The sequence below is a fragment of the Streptomyces wuyuanensis genome (assembly GCF_900103455.1).
In the GTDB taxonomy this organism is placed as follows: domain Bacteria; phylum Actinomycetota; class Actinomycetes; order Streptomycetales; family Streptomycetaceae; genus Streptomyces; species Streptomyces wuyuanensis.
In genome coordinates this window covers 320895-340880 of the sequence record NZ_FNHI01000004.1, presented here as the reverse complement: position 1 = coordinate 340880, position 19986 = coordinate 320895, and the positions used below count along the sequence as shown (strand labels likewise).

At 73.1% G+C, this 19986-nt stretch carries 15 protein-coding genes; 11 read left to right on the top strand and 4 right to left on the bottom strand.

The annotated features are described in order from the left end of the window. Nucleotides 1-50 precede the first annotated feature (50 nt). Together BLT82_RS08725 and BLT82_RS08720 are read left to right on the top strand one after the other, a co-directional pair. Entirely contained in the window at nt 51-839 is a 789-nt protein-coding gene (locus tag BLT82_RS08725; RefSeq protein ID WP_093653283.1) for a methyltransferase, read from the top strand. Between the two features lie 283 nt (nt 840-1122). Continuing rightward, entirely contained in the window at nt 1123-1515 is a 393-nt protein-coding gene (locus BLT82_RS08720) for a DUF3040 domain-containing protein (protein WP_093653282.1), read from the top strand. Between the two features lie 291 nt (nt 1516-1806). Here BLT82_RS08720 and BLT82_RS08715 read toward each other — a convergent pair whose 3' ends face one another. The 4 genes from BLT82_RS08715 to BLT82_RS08700 all read right to left on the bottom strand — a co-directional run bounded on the left by BLT82_RS08715 (nt 1807) and on the right by BLT82_RS08700 (nt 7552). Further along, complete coding sequence (locus BLT82_RS08715) at nt 1807-4224, bottom strand: transglutaminase TgpA family protein (protein ID WP_208867781.1); 2418 nt, start codon at nt 4222-4224, stop codon at nt 1807-1809. Further along, nucleotides 4221-5573, bottom strand: a complete 1353-nt coding sequence (locus BLT82_RS08710) for a DUF58 domain-containing protein (RefSeq protein ID WP_093653281.1) — start codon at nt 5571-5573, stop codon at nt 4221-4223. Before BLT82_RS08710 ends, BLT82_RS08715 begins: the two co-directional genes overlap by 4 nt. Continuing rightward, complete coding sequence (locus tag BLT82_RS08705; protein WP_093653361.1) at nt 5573-6625, bottom strand: AAA family ATPase; 1053 nt, start codon at nt 6623-6625, stop codon at nt 5573-5575. Before BLT82_RS08705 ends, BLT82_RS08710 begins: the two co-directional genes overlap by 1 nt. A 384-nt stretch (nt 6626-7009) precedes the next feature. Continuing rightward, nucleotides 7010-7552 (bottom strand): beta-class carbonic anhydrase, encoded by a 543-nt coding sequence (locus BLT82_RS08700; protein WP_093653280.1) that lies wholly within the window; start codon nt 7550-7552, stop codon nt 7010-7012. Nucleotides 7553-7857: 305 nt separating this feature from the next. Here BLT82_RS08700 and rsmH point away from each other — a divergent pair, with 305 nt between their 5' ends. From rsmH to murG, 9 genes are all read left to right on the top strand, one after another. Further along, the gene (gene rsmH, locus BLT82_RS08695) at nt 7858-8838 is read left to right on the top strand and encodes a 16S rRNA (cytosine(1402)-N(4))-methyltransferase RsmH (RefSeq protein ID WP_093653279.1); all 981 of its coding nucleotides are present in this window, start codon (nt 7858-7860) and stop codon (nt 8836-8838) included. Nucleotides 8839-8898: 60 nt separating this feature from the next. After that, nucleotides 8899-9483: a cell division protein FtsL gene (locus BLT82_RS08690; RefSeq protein WP_404203393.1), complete on the top strand. Its 585-nt coding sequence runs from the start codon at nt 8899-8901 to the stop codon at nt 9481-9483. 4 nt (nt 9484-9487) lie between these two features. Further along, the gene (locus BLT82_RS08685) at nt 9488-11452 is read left to right on the top strand and encodes a peptidoglycan D,D-transpeptidase FtsI family protein (protein ID WP_208867780.1); all 1965 of its coding nucleotides are present in this window, start codon (nt 9488-9490) and stop codon (nt 11450-11452) included. Between the two features lie 17 nt (nt 11453-11469). Continuing rightward, nucleotides 11470-13164 (top strand): UDP-N-acetylmuramoyl-L-alanyl-D-glutamate--2,6-diaminopimelate ligase, encoded by a 1695-nt coding sequence (locus BLT82_RS08680; protein ID WP_404203390.1) that lies wholly within the window; start codon nt 11470-11472, stop codon nt 13162-13164. Between the two features lie 3 nt (nt 13165-13167). After that, nucleotides 13168-14604: a UDP-N-acetylmuramoyl-tripeptide--D-alanyl-D-alanine ligase gene (locus BLT82_RS08675; RefSeq protein ID WP_093653276.1), complete on the top strand. Its 1437-nt coding sequence runs from the start codon at nt 13168-13170 to the stop codon at nt 14602-14604. Continuing rightward, nucleotides 14601-15671 (top strand): phospho-N-acetylmuramoyl-pentapeptide-transferase, encoded by a 1071-nt coding sequence (gene mraY / locus BLT82_RS08670; RefSeq protein ID WP_093653275.1) that lies wholly within the window; start codon nt 14601-14603, stop codon nt 15669-15671. The genes BLT82_RS08675 and mraY overlap by 4 nt, the downstream gene beginning before the upstream one ends. Beyond that, on the top strand, nt 15668-17095 hold the full coding sequence (murD, locus tag BLT82_RS08665) for a UDP-N-acetylmuramoyl-L-alanine--D-glutamate ligase (RefSeq protein ID WP_093653274.1): 1428 nt from the start codon (nt 15668-15670) through the stop codon (nt 17093-17095). Before mraY ends, murD begins: the two co-directional genes overlap by 4 nt. 466 nt (nt 17096-17561) lie before the next feature. Beyond that, a complete protein-coding gene (ftsW, locus tag BLT82_RS08660; protein ID WP_208867792.1) occupies nt 17562-18878 on the top strand; it encodes a putative lipid II flippase FtsW in 1317 nt (438 codons plus the stop codon). A gap of 6 nt (nt 18879-18884) precedes the next feature. Beyond that, a complete protein-coding gene (gene murG, locus BLT82_RS08655) occupies nt 18885-19973 on the top strand; it encodes an undecaprenyldiphospho-muramoylpentapeptide beta-N-acetylglucosaminyltransferase (RefSeq protein WP_093653273.1) in 1089 nt (362 codons plus the stop codon). Nucleotides 19974-19986 lie beyond the last annotated feature (13 nt).

Sequence of the window (19986 nt, the reverse complement as noted above, 5' to 3'; positions counted from 1 at the left end):
GTTCACGCCCCGTCAGCAGGGGCGGCACCCGCGCCGAGGAGTCAACTGCCGTGTCGGACCAGACGCCCCCCGTTCGGCCTCGCCGTGGGGAGACCCCGTCCCGCGCCTCCCTTCGCACGGCCGTCGTCTGGGAGGTGCTCAGGGACGCACTGGACCGCCGGGCCAAGGCGACCGGACGGGACGCCCTGGACGTCCTCGACACCGGTGGCGGTTCCGGCAACTTCGCCGTGCCCGCGGCTCGCCTCGGCCACCGCGTCACCGTGGTCGACCCCAGCCCCAACGCGCTGTTCGCACTGGAGCGGCGGGCGGCCGAGGCCGGGGTGGCCGACCGGGTGCGCGGGGTCCAGGGCGATGTCCACGGGCTGTTCGACGTGGTGGAGCGCGGCGGCTTCGACGCCGTGCTGTTCCACGGCGTGCTCGAGTACGTCGAGGACCCGGCCGAAGGCGTGCGGAACGCGGTGGAGGCCCTGCGCCCGGGAGGCGCCCTCAGCCTGCTCGCCGCCGGGCTCGGCGGCGCCGTCCTGGCCAGGGCCCTGGCCGGGCACTTCACCGAGGCCCGGCGGGCGCTCGGCGACCCGGCGGGGCGGTGGGGCGAGGGCGACCCGACGCCGCGCCGGTTCACGGCCGAGCAGCTCACGCAACTCGTCGGCGACTCGGGCCTCGAGATCGCGTCCGTGCACGGTGTGCGGGTCTTCGCGGACCTCGTCCCGGGGGTGCTCGTGGACACGGAGCCGGGGGCGCTGGAGGCCCTGCTCAAGCTGGAGGAGGCCGCCGCCGAGTCGCCCGCGTTCCACGCCGTCGCCACGCAGCTCCACGTCCTCGGCGAGAAGCGCGGCTGATCTCGGGCACCCGGTGCCGTGGCCCCGCCGCTGATCAGCCACGCAGCTGCAGATGGAGTACGCCACAGGCCCCCCGATCGAGGCGTTCGCCCCGTATGATCGGGGGACACGATCCGGCATGACGGACAGGCGGTTGGGGAATCAACGCCTCAGCAGTCGATCCGGCATGGCAGGCCCCGAAGGGCAATCGGGCACTCGGCGGGTTTCACGGGGGCGATTCCCTGCCTATCCTGAAAGGGCCGCATACCGGTCGCCCCCCGCGACCGACGACTAGGAGGACTCCGTGCCGCTCTCGGAGCACGAGCAGCGAATGCTCGAGCAGATGGAGCGAGCGCTGTACGCCGAAGATCCCAAGTTCGCGACAGCGCTTGAGGGAAGCGGGCTGCGTACGTACACCCGACGACGGGTCTACCAAGCGGTCGCCGGCTTCCTGGTGGGTATCGCGCTCCTCATGGCCGGAATGGTCGCCCAGCAGATCTGGATCAGCGTGGTGGGTTTTCTCGTCATGCTCGGCTGTGCGGTCCTGGCGGTCACCGGCTGGCGCAAGGCGCCGAAGCCGGGTGAGCAAAGCAACCCCGGGGCCGAGGCCACGCGCCGACAGCCCAGGCAGCGCCGGTCGATGATGGACCGGATCGAGCAGCGGTGGCAGCGCCGCCGCGACGAGCAGGGCCACTGAGCCCCGTGTGACGTCCACGTCCACGCATCTGACGAATCGGCTGAGGGGTGACCGCCACGGCGGTCACCCCTCACGCGTCCGCCCGTCCGTTTAGGTGCGACACCCCATCCCCCTCCTGGGCGCCACGGCCCTCGCGACCACGCCCCGTCCCGGGCCCGGCGACCCTCGCAACCGGGGCCGGCCCCCGTCCCCGCACAAGGACCGGGTCAGGCGAAAGGGCCGGGCCAGGCGATCGCGCACAAGGACCGGGCCAGGCGGGACGTCGCCCCGCCTGGCCCGGCCCCGGGCTCGTCACCCCCGCTGCCGCAGCGGCCTGCGCAGCTGTGCCATCGCACGGTCCACGAGCCGGCGGCGGGCATCGGCCGCGCGGCCCACGAGCGCGTTCCAGCGCTCCGAGCACGCCCATACGACCCGCACCGCGGAGCGCGGCAGCAGCAGCGCACGCAGGCTCCCGACCCGGCCGGCCCGCTCTCCCAGACCCGCCCGCACCCGGCCGGCATCCTCGGCCAGCCCCGTTCCCGGAGTGGGCCTCGGCGCGTACAGCACCTGCTCCACCGCGTGGGCCACCCGGTGCACCGAGTCCGCGGGTGCGCCGTCCAGCCGGCCTAGGCGGACGATGCGCGCGGCCGCCTTCCTCGGCGACAGCGACTCGTCCGGCGGGATGCCGTGGTCCCAGGCGGTGTCCGCGATCTCCTGCCAGACCAGGAGGGTCCGCGCCGCGGCCTCCTCAGCGGTACGGCCTCCGGAGCCGAGCCGGAACCTGCGCTGTCTCGTCCGCCACAGCATCGGCAGCAGCGGGACCGCCGCCAGAGCGGCGATCCCCCCGGTCCACGTCAGGACCGTGGCGAGCGAGGAGCCCCCGTCCCCGGACTCCGAGACGTCCTGCGGCGCCGTGGCCCCGCACTCGCCGAGCCGGCGCTCCTGCGGGGAGCAGTCGGACGACTGCGACGGGGCGGCCGGCACCGCCATCGACGCGGCGTCCTCCGGCTCCGCCGGGCTGCTCGGCCCGCCGGACGGGGTGGCCGCGCGCGTGTAGTCGGGCGCGTTGCCCCGCGTCGGCGTCGGTTCGAACCGGGTCCACCCCGCGCCCTCGAAGTACAGCTCGGGCCAGGCGTGGGCGTCCTGGTTGCTGACGGACCGCGCCCCGTCCGCCGCGGGCGTGCCGGGCGTGAACCCCACCGCGACCCGGGCCGGTATCCCCAGGGTCCGCGCCATGGCGGCCATGGAGAACGAGAAGTGGATGCAGAACCCTTCCTTGTTCTTCAGGAACCGCGAGATCGCCTGGACGCCGCCGCCCGAGTCCACCTGGGTGTCGTAGGTGAAGCCGCCGTCCGCGGCGAACCAGTCCTGGAGCTTGACCGCCCGCTCGTAGTCGTTCGCGGCGCCCCGCGTCACCCGTAGCGCGGTGGATCCCACATCGGCCGGCAGAGTGTCCGGCACCTTGGTGTACTCCTCCAGCAGCGCTGCCGGGGCCTTCGGCGCCTCGGCGAGCTGCCGCGCGGTGGGCTTCACCTGGAGGCTGGAGACCGAGTACTGCAGTCCGCCGGTCGTCTGCCCCCGGTCGCCGACGATCGTGCGGCGGGCCGGGTCGAAGCGCCACTTGCCGTCCACGGCCACCTTGGTGGCGGGGTACGGCATGGGCAGCCAGCCCTGCTTGTAGGCGCCCGCGGCGGAGATGTTCGTCCTGATCTCCGTCGTGGCCACTCCGCCGCCCAGGCCCTCGGGGCGGGGGAGCTCGGCAGGGATGTCGGTCACCTTGCGGACCGAGAACTTCCATGCCCCGCCGTCGAACTGGTCGAGCGCCATGATCCGCAGATACATGTCGTTGGTGGCGTTCGCGTTCGTCTTGTACTTGAGCCACTCCCGGCTCTCGGGCTGGTTCAGGCTGTCCTGCAGCGTCACCACCGGGTTCACCGCGTTGATGGTGCCGCCGCCCGAGCCCGCGCCGGCACCGGCACCGCCCCGGCCGATCAGACCGCCGCCCAGGGCCGGCAGCGACCAGTGGACGACCAGGGCGACGCCGAGCGCGGCCACACCGATCCGCCTGCCGGTGCGCACGGGCGCGTGCGCGGTCCCGTCCCCGCGGTCGAACCCCGCCCCGCCCCGCGGCGGAGCGCCACCGAAGACCCGGCCCCACTGGGACAGCCGGTCCCGGCCCTCCGCCAGCAGAAGCAGCAGATATCCGGAGGCCGCCAGCAGGAACCACCACCAGCCCGCCCCGCCCCCGGACAGTCCGGCGGCCACCGAGAACAGCGCCAGCAGCGGCAGACCCGCGGGGGCGGCGCTCCGGTACGTCACGGCCAGCGCGTCCACGGCCAGGCCGATCAGCAGCACCCCGCCGATCAGCAGCAGCTTGATGCCGTCGGTCGCCGGGGCCGGGATGGCGTACCTGCCGACGTCCTGCGCGCCCGTGGCCAGCAGCTCGCCGAGCCTGCCGACGGCGTCCGGCCCGGGGACCAGCCCGAGCACGGCGTCCTCACGGGCGAAGACCAGCGTGAGCATCAGCAGCGCCAGCACGGCCTGGGCCGCGACGGTCAGCGGCCGCGCCAGCGGCACCCGGCGCGCCGCGGCGCCGGCCCCGCCGACCAGTGCCGACAGGAACGCGGCCTGCAGCAGCCACGTCCACGGATCGACCAGCGGGACCATCGCGGCCGCCGCCATCAGCGTGGCGGCGTAGGCGCACAGGGCGACCCTTCCACGACCGCTCATGTCCATCCCCCAGAGAGACCCGTCGTACCGGCCGGGGCGGAGTCCGCGCGCTCCCGCGCCGCCTGCCGCCACAGCTCGGGAAGTGCCGCGCCGGGTCCGGCGGGGACCACCGTCCACCCGGCCTCGCGCAACCCGCGCAGCCGCGCCTCCACTGCGTCGTCCACCGCCCCGTTCGCCATCCACAGGCCGCTGTCCAGCACGAACGCGACAGCGCTTCCGCTGCGCTGCCGCATCCGGGCCGCCACCGCCGCCTGCTCCTCGTCCATGTCGCCGAAGAAGGCGACCAGCAGACCCTCGCCGCCGCCGCGCAGCACGTCGTAGGCGCGCGACAGCCCCGCGCCGTCCGAGTGGTCGACGACCGCGAGCGCGTCCAGCATCAGCCCGGCCGACTCCGCCGACTCCTGCGGCGAGCCGGCGAGACCGTCCCCGCCGTCGCCGGGCACCGAGGTGCCCGTGTCCGTCAGCAGCCGGACCGAGAAACCCCGCTCCAGCATGTGCACCAGGGCGGAGGCCGTGCCCGACACCGCCCACTCGAAGGCCGAGCCGGGCCCGGCGCCCCGGTAGGCCGCGCGCCGGGTGTCCAGCAGCACCGTGCACCTGGCCCGCTGCGGCTGCTCCTCGCGACGCACCATCAGCTCGCCGTAGCGGGCGGTGGAGCGCCAGTGCACCCGGCGCAGGTCGTCCCCGTGCCGGTAGGTCCGGGGGATCACGTCGTCGTCCCCGGCCAGGGCCAGCGTGCGCTGCCGTCCGTCCCCGTACCCCGTGGCATCGCCCGAGAGCCGCACCGGCGGCAGCGGTTCGGTGCGGGGGATGACGGTGAGGGTGTCGGAGGAGCTGAAGGAACGGGTCAGCTCGCACATGCCGAAGGGGTCGTTCAGCCGCAGCTGCAGGGGACCGAGCGGATAGCGTCCGCGCAGGTCGGACCGGACCCGGTACGACACCTCGCGCCGGCCGCCCGGCTCCACCCGGTCCAGCACGAACCGGGGCCGGGGCCCCAGCACGTAGGGCACGTGGTCCTGGAGCATCAGCAGGCCCGTGGGCAGTCGGGAGACGTTGTCCAGGCGCAGATGCACCCGGGCCTCGGACCCGGCGGGCACCCGGGAGGGGAACAGCCTCCGGCTGCCCGCCACCCGGTAGCGGGTGCGGTACAGCACGGCCACGCAGATCAGGGGCAGCACGGCGAGCAGCAGACCGACCCGGAGCAGATCGCTCTGCCCGAGCACCACCGCACACACCGCCGCGGCCACCCCGGCCGCCAGGAACGAGCGGCCGCGTGTGGTCAGCCCGCCGAGAGCCGACCGCAGACCGCCCTTCTCCTCATCGCCGCCGGCGGGGCTCCCGGCCGTCATCAGAGCCGCCGGACGCCGGGCCGCTGCTGGCCGTAGGCGGGGCCGCCGGGCGTCTGCCGGGCGCCGGTCCCGTACGTGGTGTCGTTGCCGGAGGTCGGCACCGGCGTGCGCTGGAGGATCTCCAGCACGACCTGCTCGGCCGTGCGCCGGTTCAGCTGTGCCTGGGCCGTCGGCAGCAGGCGGTGCGCGAGCACCGGCACGGCGAGCGACTGGACGTCGTCGGGCAGCGCGTAGTCCCGGCCGCTCAGCGCGGCCGAGGCCTTGGCGGCCCGCAGCAGGTGCAGGGTGGCGCGCGGCGAGGCGCCCAGCCGGAGGTCGGGGTGGTTGCGGGTCGCGGAGACCAGCTCCACCGCGTACCTCCGCACGGAGTCGGCGACATGGACCGTCCGCACCGCGTCGATCAGCTTCACGATGTCGTGGGCGTGCGCCGCCGGCTGGAGGTCGTCGAGCGGGGACACCGCGCCGTGCACGTCGAGCATCTGCAGCTCGGCCTCCGGCGTCGGGTAGCCCATCGACACCCGGGCCATGAAGCGGTCCCGCTGTGCCTCGGGCAGCGGGTACGTGCCCTCCATCTCCACCGGGTTCTGGGTCGCCACCACCATGAAGGGGGTGGGGAGTTCGTACGTCTGCCCGTCGATCGTGACCTGCCGCTCCTCCATGGACTCGAGCAGCGCGGACTGGGTCTTCGGCGAGGCCCGGTTGATCTCGTCGCCGATCACGATCTGGGCGAAGATCGCACCGGGCTTGAACTCGAAGTCCCGTCTCTGCTGGTCGTAGATCGACACGCCCGTGATGTCCGACGGCAGCAGGTCCGGCGTGAACTGGATGCGCCGTACCGAGCAGTCGATCGACCGCGCCAGTGCCTTCGCCAGCATCGTCTTGCCCACGCCCGGCACGTCCTCGATGAGGAGATGCCCCTCGGCGAGCAGCACTGTCAGCGAGAGCCGTACGACCTCAGGCTTGCCCTCGATCACACCCTCCACCGACCTGCGGACACGCTCCGCTGTGGTGGTCAGATCCGTGAGGCTCGCTCGATCGTCATAGGTCGTCACCCGGCCCTCCTCGGCCCGTTCCATGGGCCGGTGCACTGCTTGCGGCACGGCCCACCCCGAAACACGGACACCTTCCCCGGTCGGTTCCGCGAAGGTGCCACACCCGCATTCTTGTTGCCGTTGCCGCGTCGTGTCACTCGCCTGTGGACAAGTGGGCGCCATATGTCTGAGGTTGCCGTGTTTGGCCGCTCACGCAGCGCTGTGATCCGCCCCACGCGGGGCGGCTGCGGCGACTCGGCGCGACGCCGCACCGGCATTCCGTGCGACGCCGTGCGGACCTCGCAGGCCGTGCCGTGCGACGCCGTTCCGGCCGCCGGCCGCCGGCGGACAGCGGACAGCGGACGGCGCCGCGCTGCGGGCTCGCGCGGCGCCGTCGGTCGGGTCTCAGCCGGTGGGGTCGATCTCCCGCAGCAGACCCGACGTGACGTCGAAGACGAACCCGCGCACGTCGTCGCTGTGCAGCAGGAACGGCGAGGTGCGCACCCGCTGCATCGACTGGCGCACGTCCTGGTCCACGTCGCGGAACGCCTCGACCGCCCACGGCGGCCGCTGGCCCACCTCGTCCTCCAGCTCGTGCCTGAAGTCCTCGGTCAGGCTCTCCAGGCCGCAGCCGGTGTGGTGGATGAGGATGACGCTGCGGGTGCCCAGCGCCCGCTGGCTGATGGTCAGCGAGCGGATCACGTCGTCGGTGACCACTCCGCCCGCGTTGCGGATCGTGTGGCAGTCGCCGAGCTCCAGGCCCAGCGCCGCGTGGAGGTCGAGACGGGCGTCCATACAGGCCACCACGGCGACCTTGAGTACCGGCCGGGCGTCCATGCCGGGGTCGGTGAAGCCCGAGGCGTAGCGCTGGTTGGCTTCGACGAGCCGGTCGGTGACCGTGCCGCCGGCGAGGGCGGTGTCTGCGGGGAGGTGCGCGGAAGTCGACATGTCTCCGACGGTAATGGTCACGGGCCTGCGCAGCGCGCTGTGAGAGCGGACAAAGAACGTCAACACGGCTTGTTGTGAGCTAACCCACAGGCGGGAGCGGACCGTGTCCGTTCGGGTGAGTCGCGCCGCCCGCGGACCCCTCGGCCGCCGCCGCTGCGACGCGCCAGCCGGTTGATTGACCGGCACGACCAGTGGACTAAAGTGACGCGCAGTTCACGGACACATCCAGCACATTTCCGCGTTTTCCCGCGGGTGCGGCAAACGTACGGCCCGGCCACCGCCTGCGCCGGACCTGAGAGGGCGCATTGAGCCAGCGACACGTCCCGGTGATGCTCCAGCGGTGCCTGGACCTGCTGGCGCCCGCCCTGGAGCGTCCCGGCGGGGCCGACTCCACCGAAGTCCCGGGCCCCGTGGTCGTCGACTGCACCCTCGGTCTCGGCGGGCACAGCGAGGCGCTGCTGACCCGCTTCCCCGCGGCCCGGCTCGTCGCGCTCGACCGGGACACGGAAGCGCTGCGGCTGTCCCGCGAGCGGCTCGCACCGTTCGGCGACCGCGCCACCCTCGTGCACGCCGTCTACGACGAGCTGCCCGACGTCCTCGACCGGCTCGGCATCCCCGCCGTCCAAGGCGTCCTCTTCGACCTCGGCGTCTCCTCCATGCAGCTCGACGAGGCCGACCGCGGCTTCGCCTACGCCCAGGACGCGCCGCTCGACATGCGGATGGACCAGACGACCGGCCTGGGCGCCGCCGAGGTCCTGAACACCTACCCGCCGGGCGAGCTGGTCCGGATCCTGCGCGCGTACGGCGAGGAGAAGCAGGCCAAGCGGATCGTCGCCGCGATCGTGCGCGAGCGGGAGAAGGAACCGTTCACCAACAGCGCCCGGCTCGTCGAGCTGATCCGAGACGCGCTCCCGCAGGCGGCCAAGCGCACGGGCGGCAACCCGGCCAAGCGCACGTTCCAGGCCCTGCGCATCGAGGTCAACGGCGAGCTGACCGTGCTGGAGCGGGCGATCCCGGCCGCGGTGAAGGCCCTGGCAGTCGGCGGCCGGATCGCGGTCCTCTCGTACCACTCGCTGGAGGACCGGCTGGTCAAGCAGGTCCTCGCGGAAGGTGCCGCCAGTACGGCACCGCCCGGACTGCCCGTCGTCCCCGAGCGCTACCAGCCGCGGCTCAAGCTCCTCACCCGCGGCGCCGAACTCCCTTCCGAGGAAGAGGTCGCGGAGAACCGCCGGGCGGCGCCCGCGCGGCTGCGCGGCGCCGAGCGGATCCGCGAGGACGTGCGGTGACGGCGGCCGCGCCGAGGGAGCACGACCGGTGACGACAGCCGCGGCGAGGGAGGGCGACGGGTGAGGAAGGCCGCCGGACAGCTCAAGGGGCGTGCCGCACGGCTCGCGCGGCTCATGCCGTCCGGGCCGAGCACCGCGGCCCGTACCCCCTTCGTCCTGCTGGTCGTTCTCCTGCTCGGCGGTGGGCTGATCACCCTGCTGCTGCTCAACACCTCCCTCAACGAAGGCTCGTTCAGGCTGAGCGAGCTCAGGAAGAAGACCACCGAACTCACCGACCAGGAACAGGCGCTGCAGCGGGACGTGGACGAGCGCTCCGCCCCGGACGCCCTGGAGCGGCGGGCCCGAGAGCTCGGCATGGTGCCCGGCGGCAATCCCGCCTTCCTCGCTCCCGACGGCACGGTCCGCGGCGTCCCGAAGCGGGCGACGGCCGATCCGTCGGCCGTCCGGAGCCCGGAACCGCCGGCCAGGCCGGTCGGGCCGCCCGCTCCCGCGCAGCCGGCCGCGTCCGGCGCTCCCGCACCGCCTCCCGCGTCGCCGAAGCCGTCGGCCGCCGGTGCGCCGGCGGCGTCCGCAGCACCGTCCGCGCCGCCGCGGCCCTCCGCGTCCGGCGTGCCGAAGCCGCCCCCCACGACCCCCGGCAGGTGACGCTGTGCCACCCAAGGAACCACCGCGGCGCCGTGTGCCGGGCCCCGCGCGCCGCGGTCCGGGCGACCGCGGACGCCCGGCGCCGCGCCGTCCCCGCAGGACCGCGCCGGACCCGCGGCCGGCGGCGGCCGGCCGGATCCGGCTCGGCAACCCCCGCCCCCGGCTGAGGCTCGTCAGCCTCGCTCTCACTCTCGTCATGCTGACGTTCGTGGTCCGGCTGCTCCAGGTGCAGGCCGTCGACGCCGGCACGTACGCCGCGATGGCGGAGAAGAACCGCTACATGAGCCACAAGCTCGCGGCAGAGCGCGGCCGGATCACGGACCGCGCCGGGATCGCGCTCGCCACCACCGTCGACGCGCACGACATCACCGCCGACCCGAAGATGTTCACGCCCGAGGAGAGCAAGGCCCCGGACGCCCCGGAACAGGCCGCCGCGCTGCTCGCGCCCATCCTGGGCGCCGACCGGGCCGAACTCGCGAACAAGCTCAAGGCCCCGAAGTCCCGGTACACCGTCCTCGCCCGCCGCCAGACCCCGCAGGTCTGGAAGCAGATCAAGGACCTCAAGAGCGTCTTCGCCGAGAAGGCCGCCGCCGAAAGGGCCAAGGGCGGCCCGGGGGCCAACGTCCTCGCCGGCGTCTTCCAGGAGACCAGCAGCCGACGCGTCTACCCCAACGGGGATCTCGCCGCGGGGATACTGGGTTACGTCAACGCCGACGGCCGCGGCGCGGGCGGCCTGGAGTCCATGCTCGACAAGGAGCTGGCGGGCAAGGACGGCAGCATCACCTACGCGCAGTCGGGCGGCCGCCGGGTGCCCACCGCCGGGACCCGGGAGAAGCCCGCCGTCCCCGGCTCCGACATCGAGCTGACCATCGACCGCGACATCCAGTGGGCCGCGCAGCGCGCGATCAGCGAGCAGGTGACGAAGTCCAAGGCCGACCGCGGTTACGTGGTGGTCCAGAACGCCAGGACCGGCGAGGTCCTGGCGATGGCCAACGCGCCGGGCTTCAACCCCAACGACATCTCCCGCGCCAACGCCGCCGCCATGGGCAACGCGGCCCTCCAGGACGTCTACGAGCCCGGCTCCACCAGCAAGGTCATGTCCATGGCCGCCGTGCTGGAGGAGCAGGCCGCCACGCCGGGGACCCACGTCACCGTCCCCAACCGGCTCCACCGCGGCGACCGGCTCTTCAAGGACGACATCGACCACCCCACCTGGTACCTGACGCTCAACGGCGTACTCGCCAAGTCGAGCAACATCGGGACGATCCTGGCGACCGGACAGCTCGGGAAGACCCAGAGCCAGGCCAACCGCGTCCTCTACTCCTACCTGCGGAAGTTCGGCATCGGCAGCCCGACCGGCCTCGGCTACCCGGGCGAGACCCCCGGCATCCTGGCCAAGCCGCAGGACTGGTCGACCTCGCAGCAGTTCACGATCCCGTTCGGCCAGGGCCTGTCGATCAACGCCATGCAGGCCGCCTCCGTCTACTCGACCATCGCCAACGGCGGGGTGCGCATCGAGCCCACCCTGGTGCGGGGCACCCGCGGTCCCGACGGGCGCTTCAACCCGGCGGAGGCCCCGGAGAAGACCCGGGTGGTGAGCGAGAAGACCGCGAAGACCCTCGCGGCGATGCTCGAGTCGGTCGTCGGGAACGAGGAGGGCACCGGCACCAAGGCCCGGATCCCGGGGTACCGCGTCGCCGGGAAGACCGGGACAGCGAACCGGGTCGATCCCGAGCTCGGCCGCTACCGGGGCTACACCGCCTCCTTCGCGGGCTTCGCGCCCGCCGACAAGCCTCAGATCACCGTCTACTGCGCGATCCAGAACCCGACCCGGGGCAGCTACTTCGGCGGCCAGATCTGCGGACCGATCTACAAGAAGGTCATGGAGTTCGCGCTCAAGACCCAGCAGGTCGCGCCGACCGGCGCGGCTCCCGCGCGGCTGCCGGTCACTTTCGACCCCGGCGCGTGACCCGGGAGGAACAGCCAGTGAGAACCATCACGCCCGACCCCGGGAACCGCTCCCCGGGGGCCGCCGCGCCCGCCCTCGCCGCGTCCCGGTCGCCGCGCGGGCGCGGCCCACGGGGAGGCCCCTCATTTAGCGCCGGTCCCGGTACTGCCGGTACGCTCACCGCCGTGCCACAAGCTGATCAGTACCGAACCGCCCCTCCCCGTCCGGCCGAGGTCCGCCCGATCGACCTCGCAGACCTGGCCGCCCGGCTGGGGGTCGAGCCCCCGGGCTCCGGCGCGGTCACGGGCATCACGCACGACTCCCGCGCGGTGCGCCCCGGAGACGTGTACGCCGCTCTGCCCGGTGCCCGGCTGCACGGCGCCGACTACGTCGCCCAGGCCGGGGATCTCGGCGCGGCCGCGATCCTCACCGACCCGACGGGCGCCGACCGCGCCGCCGCGACCGGACTGCCCGTCCTGGTCACCGAGAACCCGCGCGGCAGAATGGGCGAGCTCGCCGCGGAGATCTACGGCCGCCCCGGTGAGGCGCTGCTGCAGATCGGCATCACCGGCACCTCGGGCAAGACCACCACGGCGTACCTCGTCGAGGGCGGCCTGCGCGGCGCCGGCCGCCGCACGGGCCTGATCGGCACGGTCGAGATGCGCATCGACGAGGAGCGCATCAAGTCGGAGCGCACCACGCCGGAGGCCACCGACCTCCAGGCCCTGTTCGCCGTGATGCGCGAGCGCGGGGTCGAGGCGGTCGCCATGGAGGTGTCCAGCCACGCGCTGGTGCTCGGCCGGGTCGACGGCTGCGTCTTCGACGTCGCCGTCTTCAACAACCTCTCGCCGGAGCACATGGAGTTCCACTCCGGCATGGAGGACTACTTCCAGGCCAAGGCCCAGCTGTTCACCCCGGCCCGCGCCCGGCGCGGTGTGGTCAACCTCGACGACGAGTACGGGCAGCGGCTGGTGACGGAGTCCCCGATCCCCGTCGTCACGTTCTCCGCCGAGGGCCACCCCGACGCCGACTGGCGCGCCGACGGCGTCGAAGTCGGCCCGCTGGGCTCCACGTTCACGGTCCTCGGCCCGGCGGGCGAGCGGGTGCGCGCCCAGGCCCCGCTGCCCGGCCCGTTCAACGTCGCCAACACGCTCGCCGCCATCGTCACCCTCGCCGTCGCGGGCATCGACCCGCAGACCGCGGCCGACGGCGTCGCCGCCGTGCCGGGCGTCCCCGGCCGGCTGGAGCGCGTCGACGCCGGCCAGCCGTACCTCGCGGTGGTCGACTACGCGCACAAGACGGACGCGGTCGAGTCGGTCCTGCGCTCCCTGCGCAAGGTCACCGAGGGCAGGCTGCACATCGTGCTCGGCTGCGGCGGCGACCGCGACCGGACCAAGCGCGGCCCGATGGGCGCCGCCGCCGCCCGGTACGCCGACACCGCCGTCCTCACCTCGGACAACCCCCGCTCCGAGGACCCCCTCGCGATCCTCGCCGCGATGCTCTCGGGCGCCGCCGAGGTGCCCGCCCACGAGCGCGGCGACGTCATCGTGGAAGCGGACCGGGCCGCCGCCATCGCCGCGGCCGTCGCCCGGGCCGCACCCGGCGACACCGTGCTGATCGCCGGCAAGGGGCACGAGCAGGGACAGGACATCGCCGGTGTGATCCGCCCCTTCGACGACCGCCAGGTGCTCCGCGAAGCGATCGAGCACAGCAACAAGAACAGTGAGGGATGAACAGTGATCGCCCTCTCCCTCGCCGAGATCGCCGAAATCGTCGGCGGGCAGCCGTACGACATACCGGATCCGTCGGTACGCGTCACCGGGCCCGTCGTCCGGGACTCCCGTGAGGTCGTTCCCGGCAGCCTCTTCGTCGCCTTCGTCGGCGCGCGCGTCGACGGCCACGACTACGCCGCGGACGTGGTCGCCGCGGGCGCGGCCGCCGTACTGGCCTCGCGTCCCGTCGGCGTCCCCGCGATCGTCGTGGACGACGTCCCGCGGGCCCTCGGCGCGCTGGCCCGCGCGGTCGTGCAACGCCTCGGCGCCACGCTCGTGGCACTCACCGGCTCGGCCGGCAAGACGAGCACCAAGGACCTGATCGCCCAGGTGCTGCGCCGCAAGGCGCCCACCGTCTGGACCCCCGGCTCCCTCAACAACGAGATCGGCCTGCCGCTGACCGCGCTCAGCGCCACCGACGAAACCCGTTTCCTCGTACTCGAGATGGGCGCCCGGGGCATCGGCCACATCCGCTACCTCACCGAACTCACCCCGCCCCGCGTCGGCGTCGTGCTGAACGTCGGCACCGCGCACATCGGCGAGTTCGGCGGCCGCGAGCAGATCGCCCGGGCCAAGGGCGAACTCGTCGAGACGCTGCCCCCCGCCGATGCGGGCGGAGTTGCCGTACTCAACGCCGACGACCCCCTCGTCCGCGCGATGTCCGCCCGTACCCAGGCACGCGTCGTGCTGTTCGGGGAGTCGGACGAAGCGGACGTACGCGCCGAGAACGTCCGCCTCATGCCCGGCGGACAGCCCGCATTCCGCCTTCGCACACCCTCCGGGTGCAGCGACGTGACCTTGCGGCTGTACGGTGAGCACCACGTGTCGAACGCGCTCGCCGCGGCCGCCGTCGCCCATGAGCTGGGCATGTCCGTCGACGAGATCGCCACCGCGCTCTCGGAGGCGGGCACCCTCTCCCGCTGGCGTATGGAGGTCACCGAGCGTCCGGACGGCGTGACGATCGTCAACGACGCCTACAACGCGAACCCCGAGTCCATGCGAGCCGCGCTGCGTGCGCTCGCGGCCATGGGCACGGCCGCCCAGGCCGCCGGGGGGCGCACGTGGGCGGTGCTCGGTCCGATGGCCGAGCTCGGCGGCGAGGCGCTGCCCGAGCACGACGCGGTCGGACGGCTCGCCGTCCGGCTCAACGTCAGCAAGCTCGTCGCGGTCGGGGGCAGGGAAGCGTCCTGGCTGCAACTGGGCGCATATAACGAGGGTTCGTGGGGTGAGGAGTCGGTGCACGTGTCCGACGCGCAGGCGGCGGTCGACCTGTTGCGCAGAGAGCTGCGCCCGGGAGACGTCGTGCTGGTGAAGGCTTCCAGGTCGGCCGGGCTCGAGCGGATCGCCGAGGCACTGCTCGCCGACACCGGTTCGACCGAGGGGCAGGTCGCCGGCCGATGAGGCAGATCCTCTTCGCGGGAGCCATCGGGCTCTTCCTGACGCTCATCGGCACGCCGCTGCTGATCAAGCTGCTGGCCCGCAAGGGCTACGGCCAGTTCATCCGTGACGACGGCCCGCGCAGCCACGGCAGCAAGAAGGGCACGCCCACCATGGGCGGCATCGCCTTCATCCTGGCCACGCTGATCGCGTACGCCCTCACCAAGGTGATCACCGGCGAGGACCCGACCATTCCGGGCCTGCTGGTGCTGTTCCTGATGGCGGGCATGGGCCTGGTCGGCTTCCTCGACGACTACATCAAGATCGTCAAGCAGCGGTCGCTGGGCCTGCGGGCCAAGGCGAAGATGGCCGGCCAGCTGATCGTCGGCATCGCCTTCGCGGTGCTGGCGCTGCAGTTCCCGGACGACCGCGGCAATACCCCGGCCTCCACCAAGCTGTCGTTCGTCACCGACTTCGGCTGGACGATCGGTCCGGTGCTGTTCGTGGTCTGGGCGCTGTTCATGATCCTCGCGATGTCGAACGGCGTGAACCTCACCGACGGACTGGACGGTCTGGCCACCGGCGCCTCGGTGATGGTCTTCGGCGCCTACACCTTCATCGGCCTGTGGCAGTTCCAGGAGTCCTGCGCCAACGCGACGACCCTGACCAACCCGGCCGCCTGCTTCGAGGTACGGGATCCCCTCGACCTGGCGGTCGTGGCCGCCGCGCTGATGGGCGCCTGCTTCGGCTTCCTGTGGTGGAACACCTCGCCGGCGAAGATCTTCATGGGCGACACCGGCTCCCTGGCGCTCGGCGGCGCGCTCGCCGGTCTGGCGATCTGCTCCCGCACCGAGCTGCTCCTGGCGCTCCTCGGCGGCCTCTTCGTCCTGATCACCCTCTCCGTGATCATCCAGGTCGGTTCCTTCCGCCTCACCGGGAAGCGCGTCTTCCGGATGGCCCCGCTGCAGCACCACTTCGAGCTCAAGGGGTGGTCCGAGGTCCTTGTCGTGGTCCGCTTCTGGATCATTCAGGGCATGTGCGTCATCGTGGGACTGGGCATCTTCTACGCGGGCTGGGCGGCCGACAAGTGAGCACGCAGGACTGGCAGGGCAGGCACGTCACCGTCGCCGGGCTGGGCGTGAGCGGCATTCCGGCCGCCCGCGTCCTGCACGGCCTCGGCGCGGTCGTCACGGTCGTCAACGACGGTGACGACGAGCGCGCGCGGGCCCAGGCGGCGGAGCTGGAGGCGGAGGGAATCACCGTCCGCCTCGGCGACGGCGCCACCCTGCCGGAGGGCACCGAGCTGGTCGTCACGGCGCCCGGCTGGAAGCCCGACAAGCCCCTCTTCGCGGTGGCCGCCGAGGCGGGCGTCGAGGTCTGGGGCGACGTCGAACTCGCCTGGCGGCTGCGCGGCCTGGACGGCCGGGAGGCAGCGCCCTGGCTCGCGGTCACCGGCACCAACGGCAAGACCACGACCGTGCGGATGCTCGCCGCGATCCTGGAGGCGGCCGGTCTGAAGACCGCGGCCGTCGGCAACATCGGGGTCTCCCTGCTGGACGCGGTGCTCGGCGACGAGAAGTACGACGTGCTCGCCGTCGAGCTCTCCAGCTACCAGCTGCACTGGGCCCCCTCGCTGCGCGCCCACTCCGCCGCCGTCCTCAACCTCGCTCCGGACCATCTCGACTGGCACGGCTCCATGGAGGCGTACGCCGCCGACAAGGGCCGTGTCTACGAAGGCAACACGGTCGCCTGCGTCTACAACGCCGCCGACCCCGCCACCGAGGACCTGGTGCGGGAGGCCGACGTCGTCGAGGGCTGCCGCGCCATCGGCTTCACCCTCGGCACGCCGGGGCCCTCGCAGCTCGGTGTCGTCGACGGCATCCTCGTCGACCGCGCCTTCGTCGAGAACCGGCAGAAGCAGGCGCAGGAACTGGCGCAGGTCTCCGACGTCGACCCCCCGGCTCCCCACAACATCGCCAACGCCCTCGCCGCCGCCGCGCTGGCCCGCGCGTTCGGCGTCGAGCCCGCGGCGGTGCGGGAGGGACTGCGGGCCTTCCGGCCCGACGCGCACCGCATCGAGTACGTGGACGAGGTCGACGGCGTCGCGTACGTCGACGACTCCAAGGCCACCAACACCCATGCCACGGAAGCGTCCTTGGCGGCGTACGACCCGATCGTCTGGATCGCCGGCGGACTCGCGAAGGGCGCCACGTTCGACGAACTCGTCGAGAAGTCCGCGAAGCGGCTGCGCGGCGCGGTGCTGATCGGCGCGGACCGGGCGCTGATCGCCGAAGCCCTGGCGCGACACGCGCCCGAGGTCCCGGTGGTCGACCTCGACCGGACCGACACTGGGGCGATGTCGGCGGCGGTCCGCGAAGCGGCACGGCTCGCGCGGCCCGGGGACACGGTCCTGCTGGCCCCCGCCTGCGCCTCCATGGACATGTTCGCCAACTACAACAAGCGAGGCGAGGCGTTCGCGGACGCGGTCCGCGCCCTCGCCGCCGAGCGCGCCTGACCGGCCCTGGCCCCGCCGCCACGACCCGGCGGCGTGGCCACGACCTGGAGGGGACAGCGACATGCCACCCGACGCGATCACGACGCCCGACCCGCCGTACTCGCGGCGGCCCGCCGGCACCCACGGCACGACGGACCCCACCGGCCGCCCGGCGCCCGTCCCAGGGCGGTACGACACGTCCGCCGCGGACGCGTCCGGTTCCGTGACGCCCCCCGGCGGCGCCGCGTACACGGACCCGGCCGGTGCCGCGGCGGGTCCCAACCGGGCCTGCGGCACGGGTGCGTTGACCTCCCCGGCGCAGCGCGGCAGCCCTTACGGCGGGCCGGCGGGGAGGCCGTCCCGCACCCGTACCGCCCGGCGCGAGCCGTTCGCCGAGCGGCTGCGCGCCCTCGGCCGGGCACTGGTGCCCGCGCCCGCCTTCGCCGGACCGCCCGCGCCCGCCTTCGCCGGACCGCCCGGGGTCGCCCTGCGCAGCAGGACCGCCAAGCAGGCGCCGCGGCCCGCGTACGGCTGGGGCGGGTCCCGTGGCGGCCGCCCCCGCCCGCCCCGCGGCGGCGGACTGCGCCGGCTGTACGAGCAGGCCCGCCGGGCCTGGGACCGGCCGCTCACGGCCTACTACGTGATCCTCGGCGCCGGCCTGCTGATCACCGTGCTCGGCCTCGTGATGGTCTACTCCGCCTCGATGATCACGGCGCTGAAGTACTCGCTGCCCTCCTCCTACTTCTTCCGCAAGCAGTTCCTCGCCGCCGTCATCGGTGCCGGGCTGCTGCTGATCGCCTCCCGCATGCCACTGAGGCTCCACCGCGCCCTCGCCTACCCGATCCTCGTGGTCAGCGCCTGTCTGATGGTCCTGGTGCAGGTTCCCGGGATAGGGCAGTCGGTCAACGGCAACCAGAACTGGATCTCGCTCGGCGGGCCGTTCCAGCTCCAGCCCAGCGAGTTCGGCAAACTGGCCCTCATTCTCTGGGGTGCCGACCTGCTCGCCCGCAAACAGGACAAACGACTGCTCACGCAGTGGAAACACCTGCTCGTCCCGCTGGTCCCGGTGGCCTTCATACTGCTCGGGCTGATCATGCTCGGCGGCGATATGGGCACCGCCATCATCCTGACCGCGATCCTCTTCGGGCTGCTCTGGCTGGCCGGCGCCCCGACCAGGCTGTTCGTGGGCGTGCTGTCCGTCGCCACGGTGATCGGCGCGGTGCTGATCAAGACCAATGCGAACCGCATGGCCCGCTTCCAGTGCGTCGGCGCCACCGACCCCGGCCCGGACGACAGCTGCTGGCAGGCCGTGCACGGGATCTACGCCCTGGCCTCCGGCGGATGGTTCGGTTCCGGCATCGGTGCGAGTGTGGAAAAATGGGGTCAACTGCCCGAAGCCCACACCGACTTCATCTTCGCCATCACCGGGGAGGAACTGGGCCTCGCGGGGACACTGTCGGTGCTCGCACTCTTCGCGGCTCTAGGCTATGCGGGTATCCGCGTGGCCGGACGCACGGAGGACCCCTTCGTGAGGTACGCCGCGGGAGGTGTGACCACCTGGATCACGGCCCAGGCCGTGGTCAACATCGGTGCGGTGCTCGGACTGCTGCCGATCGCCGGTGTCCCCCTCCCGCTGTTCTCCTACGGAGGCTCCGCGCTGCTGCCGACCATGTTCGCGGTCGGACTGCTGATCGCCTTCGCGCGGGAGGATCCCGCGGCGAAGGCGGCCCTGGCCGTGCGGCCCGGGATGAGATGGAAGACGATGAGACGGCGCGTCAAGGAACGTCCGTCCGGAGAGCGGTGAATTTCGGTGCATGTCGTACTCGCCGGCGGGGGGACCGCCGGCCACATCGAGCCCGCGCTCGCCCTCGCGGACGCCCTGCGGAGGCAGGATCCGACGGTGGGCATCACGGCCCTCGGTACCGAGCGCGGCCTGGAGACCCGGCTCGTCCCCGAGCGGGGCTACGAGCTCGCGCTCATCCCCGCCGTACCGCTGCCGCGGAAGCCGACGCCCGAGCTGATCACCGTTCCGGGTCGGCTGCGCGGCACGATCAAGGCCGCCGAGCAGGTCCTGGAGCGCACGAAGGCCGACGCCGTCGTGGGCTTCGGCGGGTACGTCGCCCTGCCCGGATACCTCGCCGCCAAGCGGCTCGGGGTGCCGATCGTGGTCCACGAGGCCAACGCCCGCCCGGGCCTGGCCAACAAGATCGGTTCGCGGTACGCCGCCGCGGTCGCCGTGTCGACTCCCGACAGCAAGCTGCGCAACGCCCGCTACGTCGGCATCCCGCTGCGCCGCTCCATCGCCACCCTCGACCGGGCCCGCGTCCGGCCCGAGGCGCGTGCCGCCTTCGGCCTCGACCCCAACCTGCCGACGCTGCTGGTCTCCGGTGGATCGCAGGGCGCCCGCCGCCTCAACGAGGTGGTCCAGCAGGTCGCTCCGCTGCTCCAGCGCTCCGGCATCCAGATCCTGCACGCGGTCGGACCGAAGAACGAACTGCCGCACGCCGACAACATGCCCGGGATGCCGCCGTACCTCCCGGTACCGTACGTGGACCGGATGGATCTCGCGTACGCGGCTGCCGACATGATGCTGTGCCGCGCGGGCGCCATGACCGTCGCCGAACTCTCCGCCGTGGGCCTGCCCGCCGCGTACGTACCGCTGCCGATCGGCAACGGCGAACAGCGGCTCAACGCGCAGCCCGTGGTGAAGGCCGGTGGCGGGCTGCTGGTCGACGACGCCGAGCTGACCCCCGAGTGGGTCCAGGGCAATGTGCTCCCGGTCCTCGCCGATCCGCACCGGCTGTACGAGATGTCCCGCGCCGCGGCCGAGTTCGGGCGCCGGGACGCAGACGATCTGCTTGTCGGAATGGTGTACGAGGCGATCGCCTCACGCCGATAGGCACGGCGAAGGG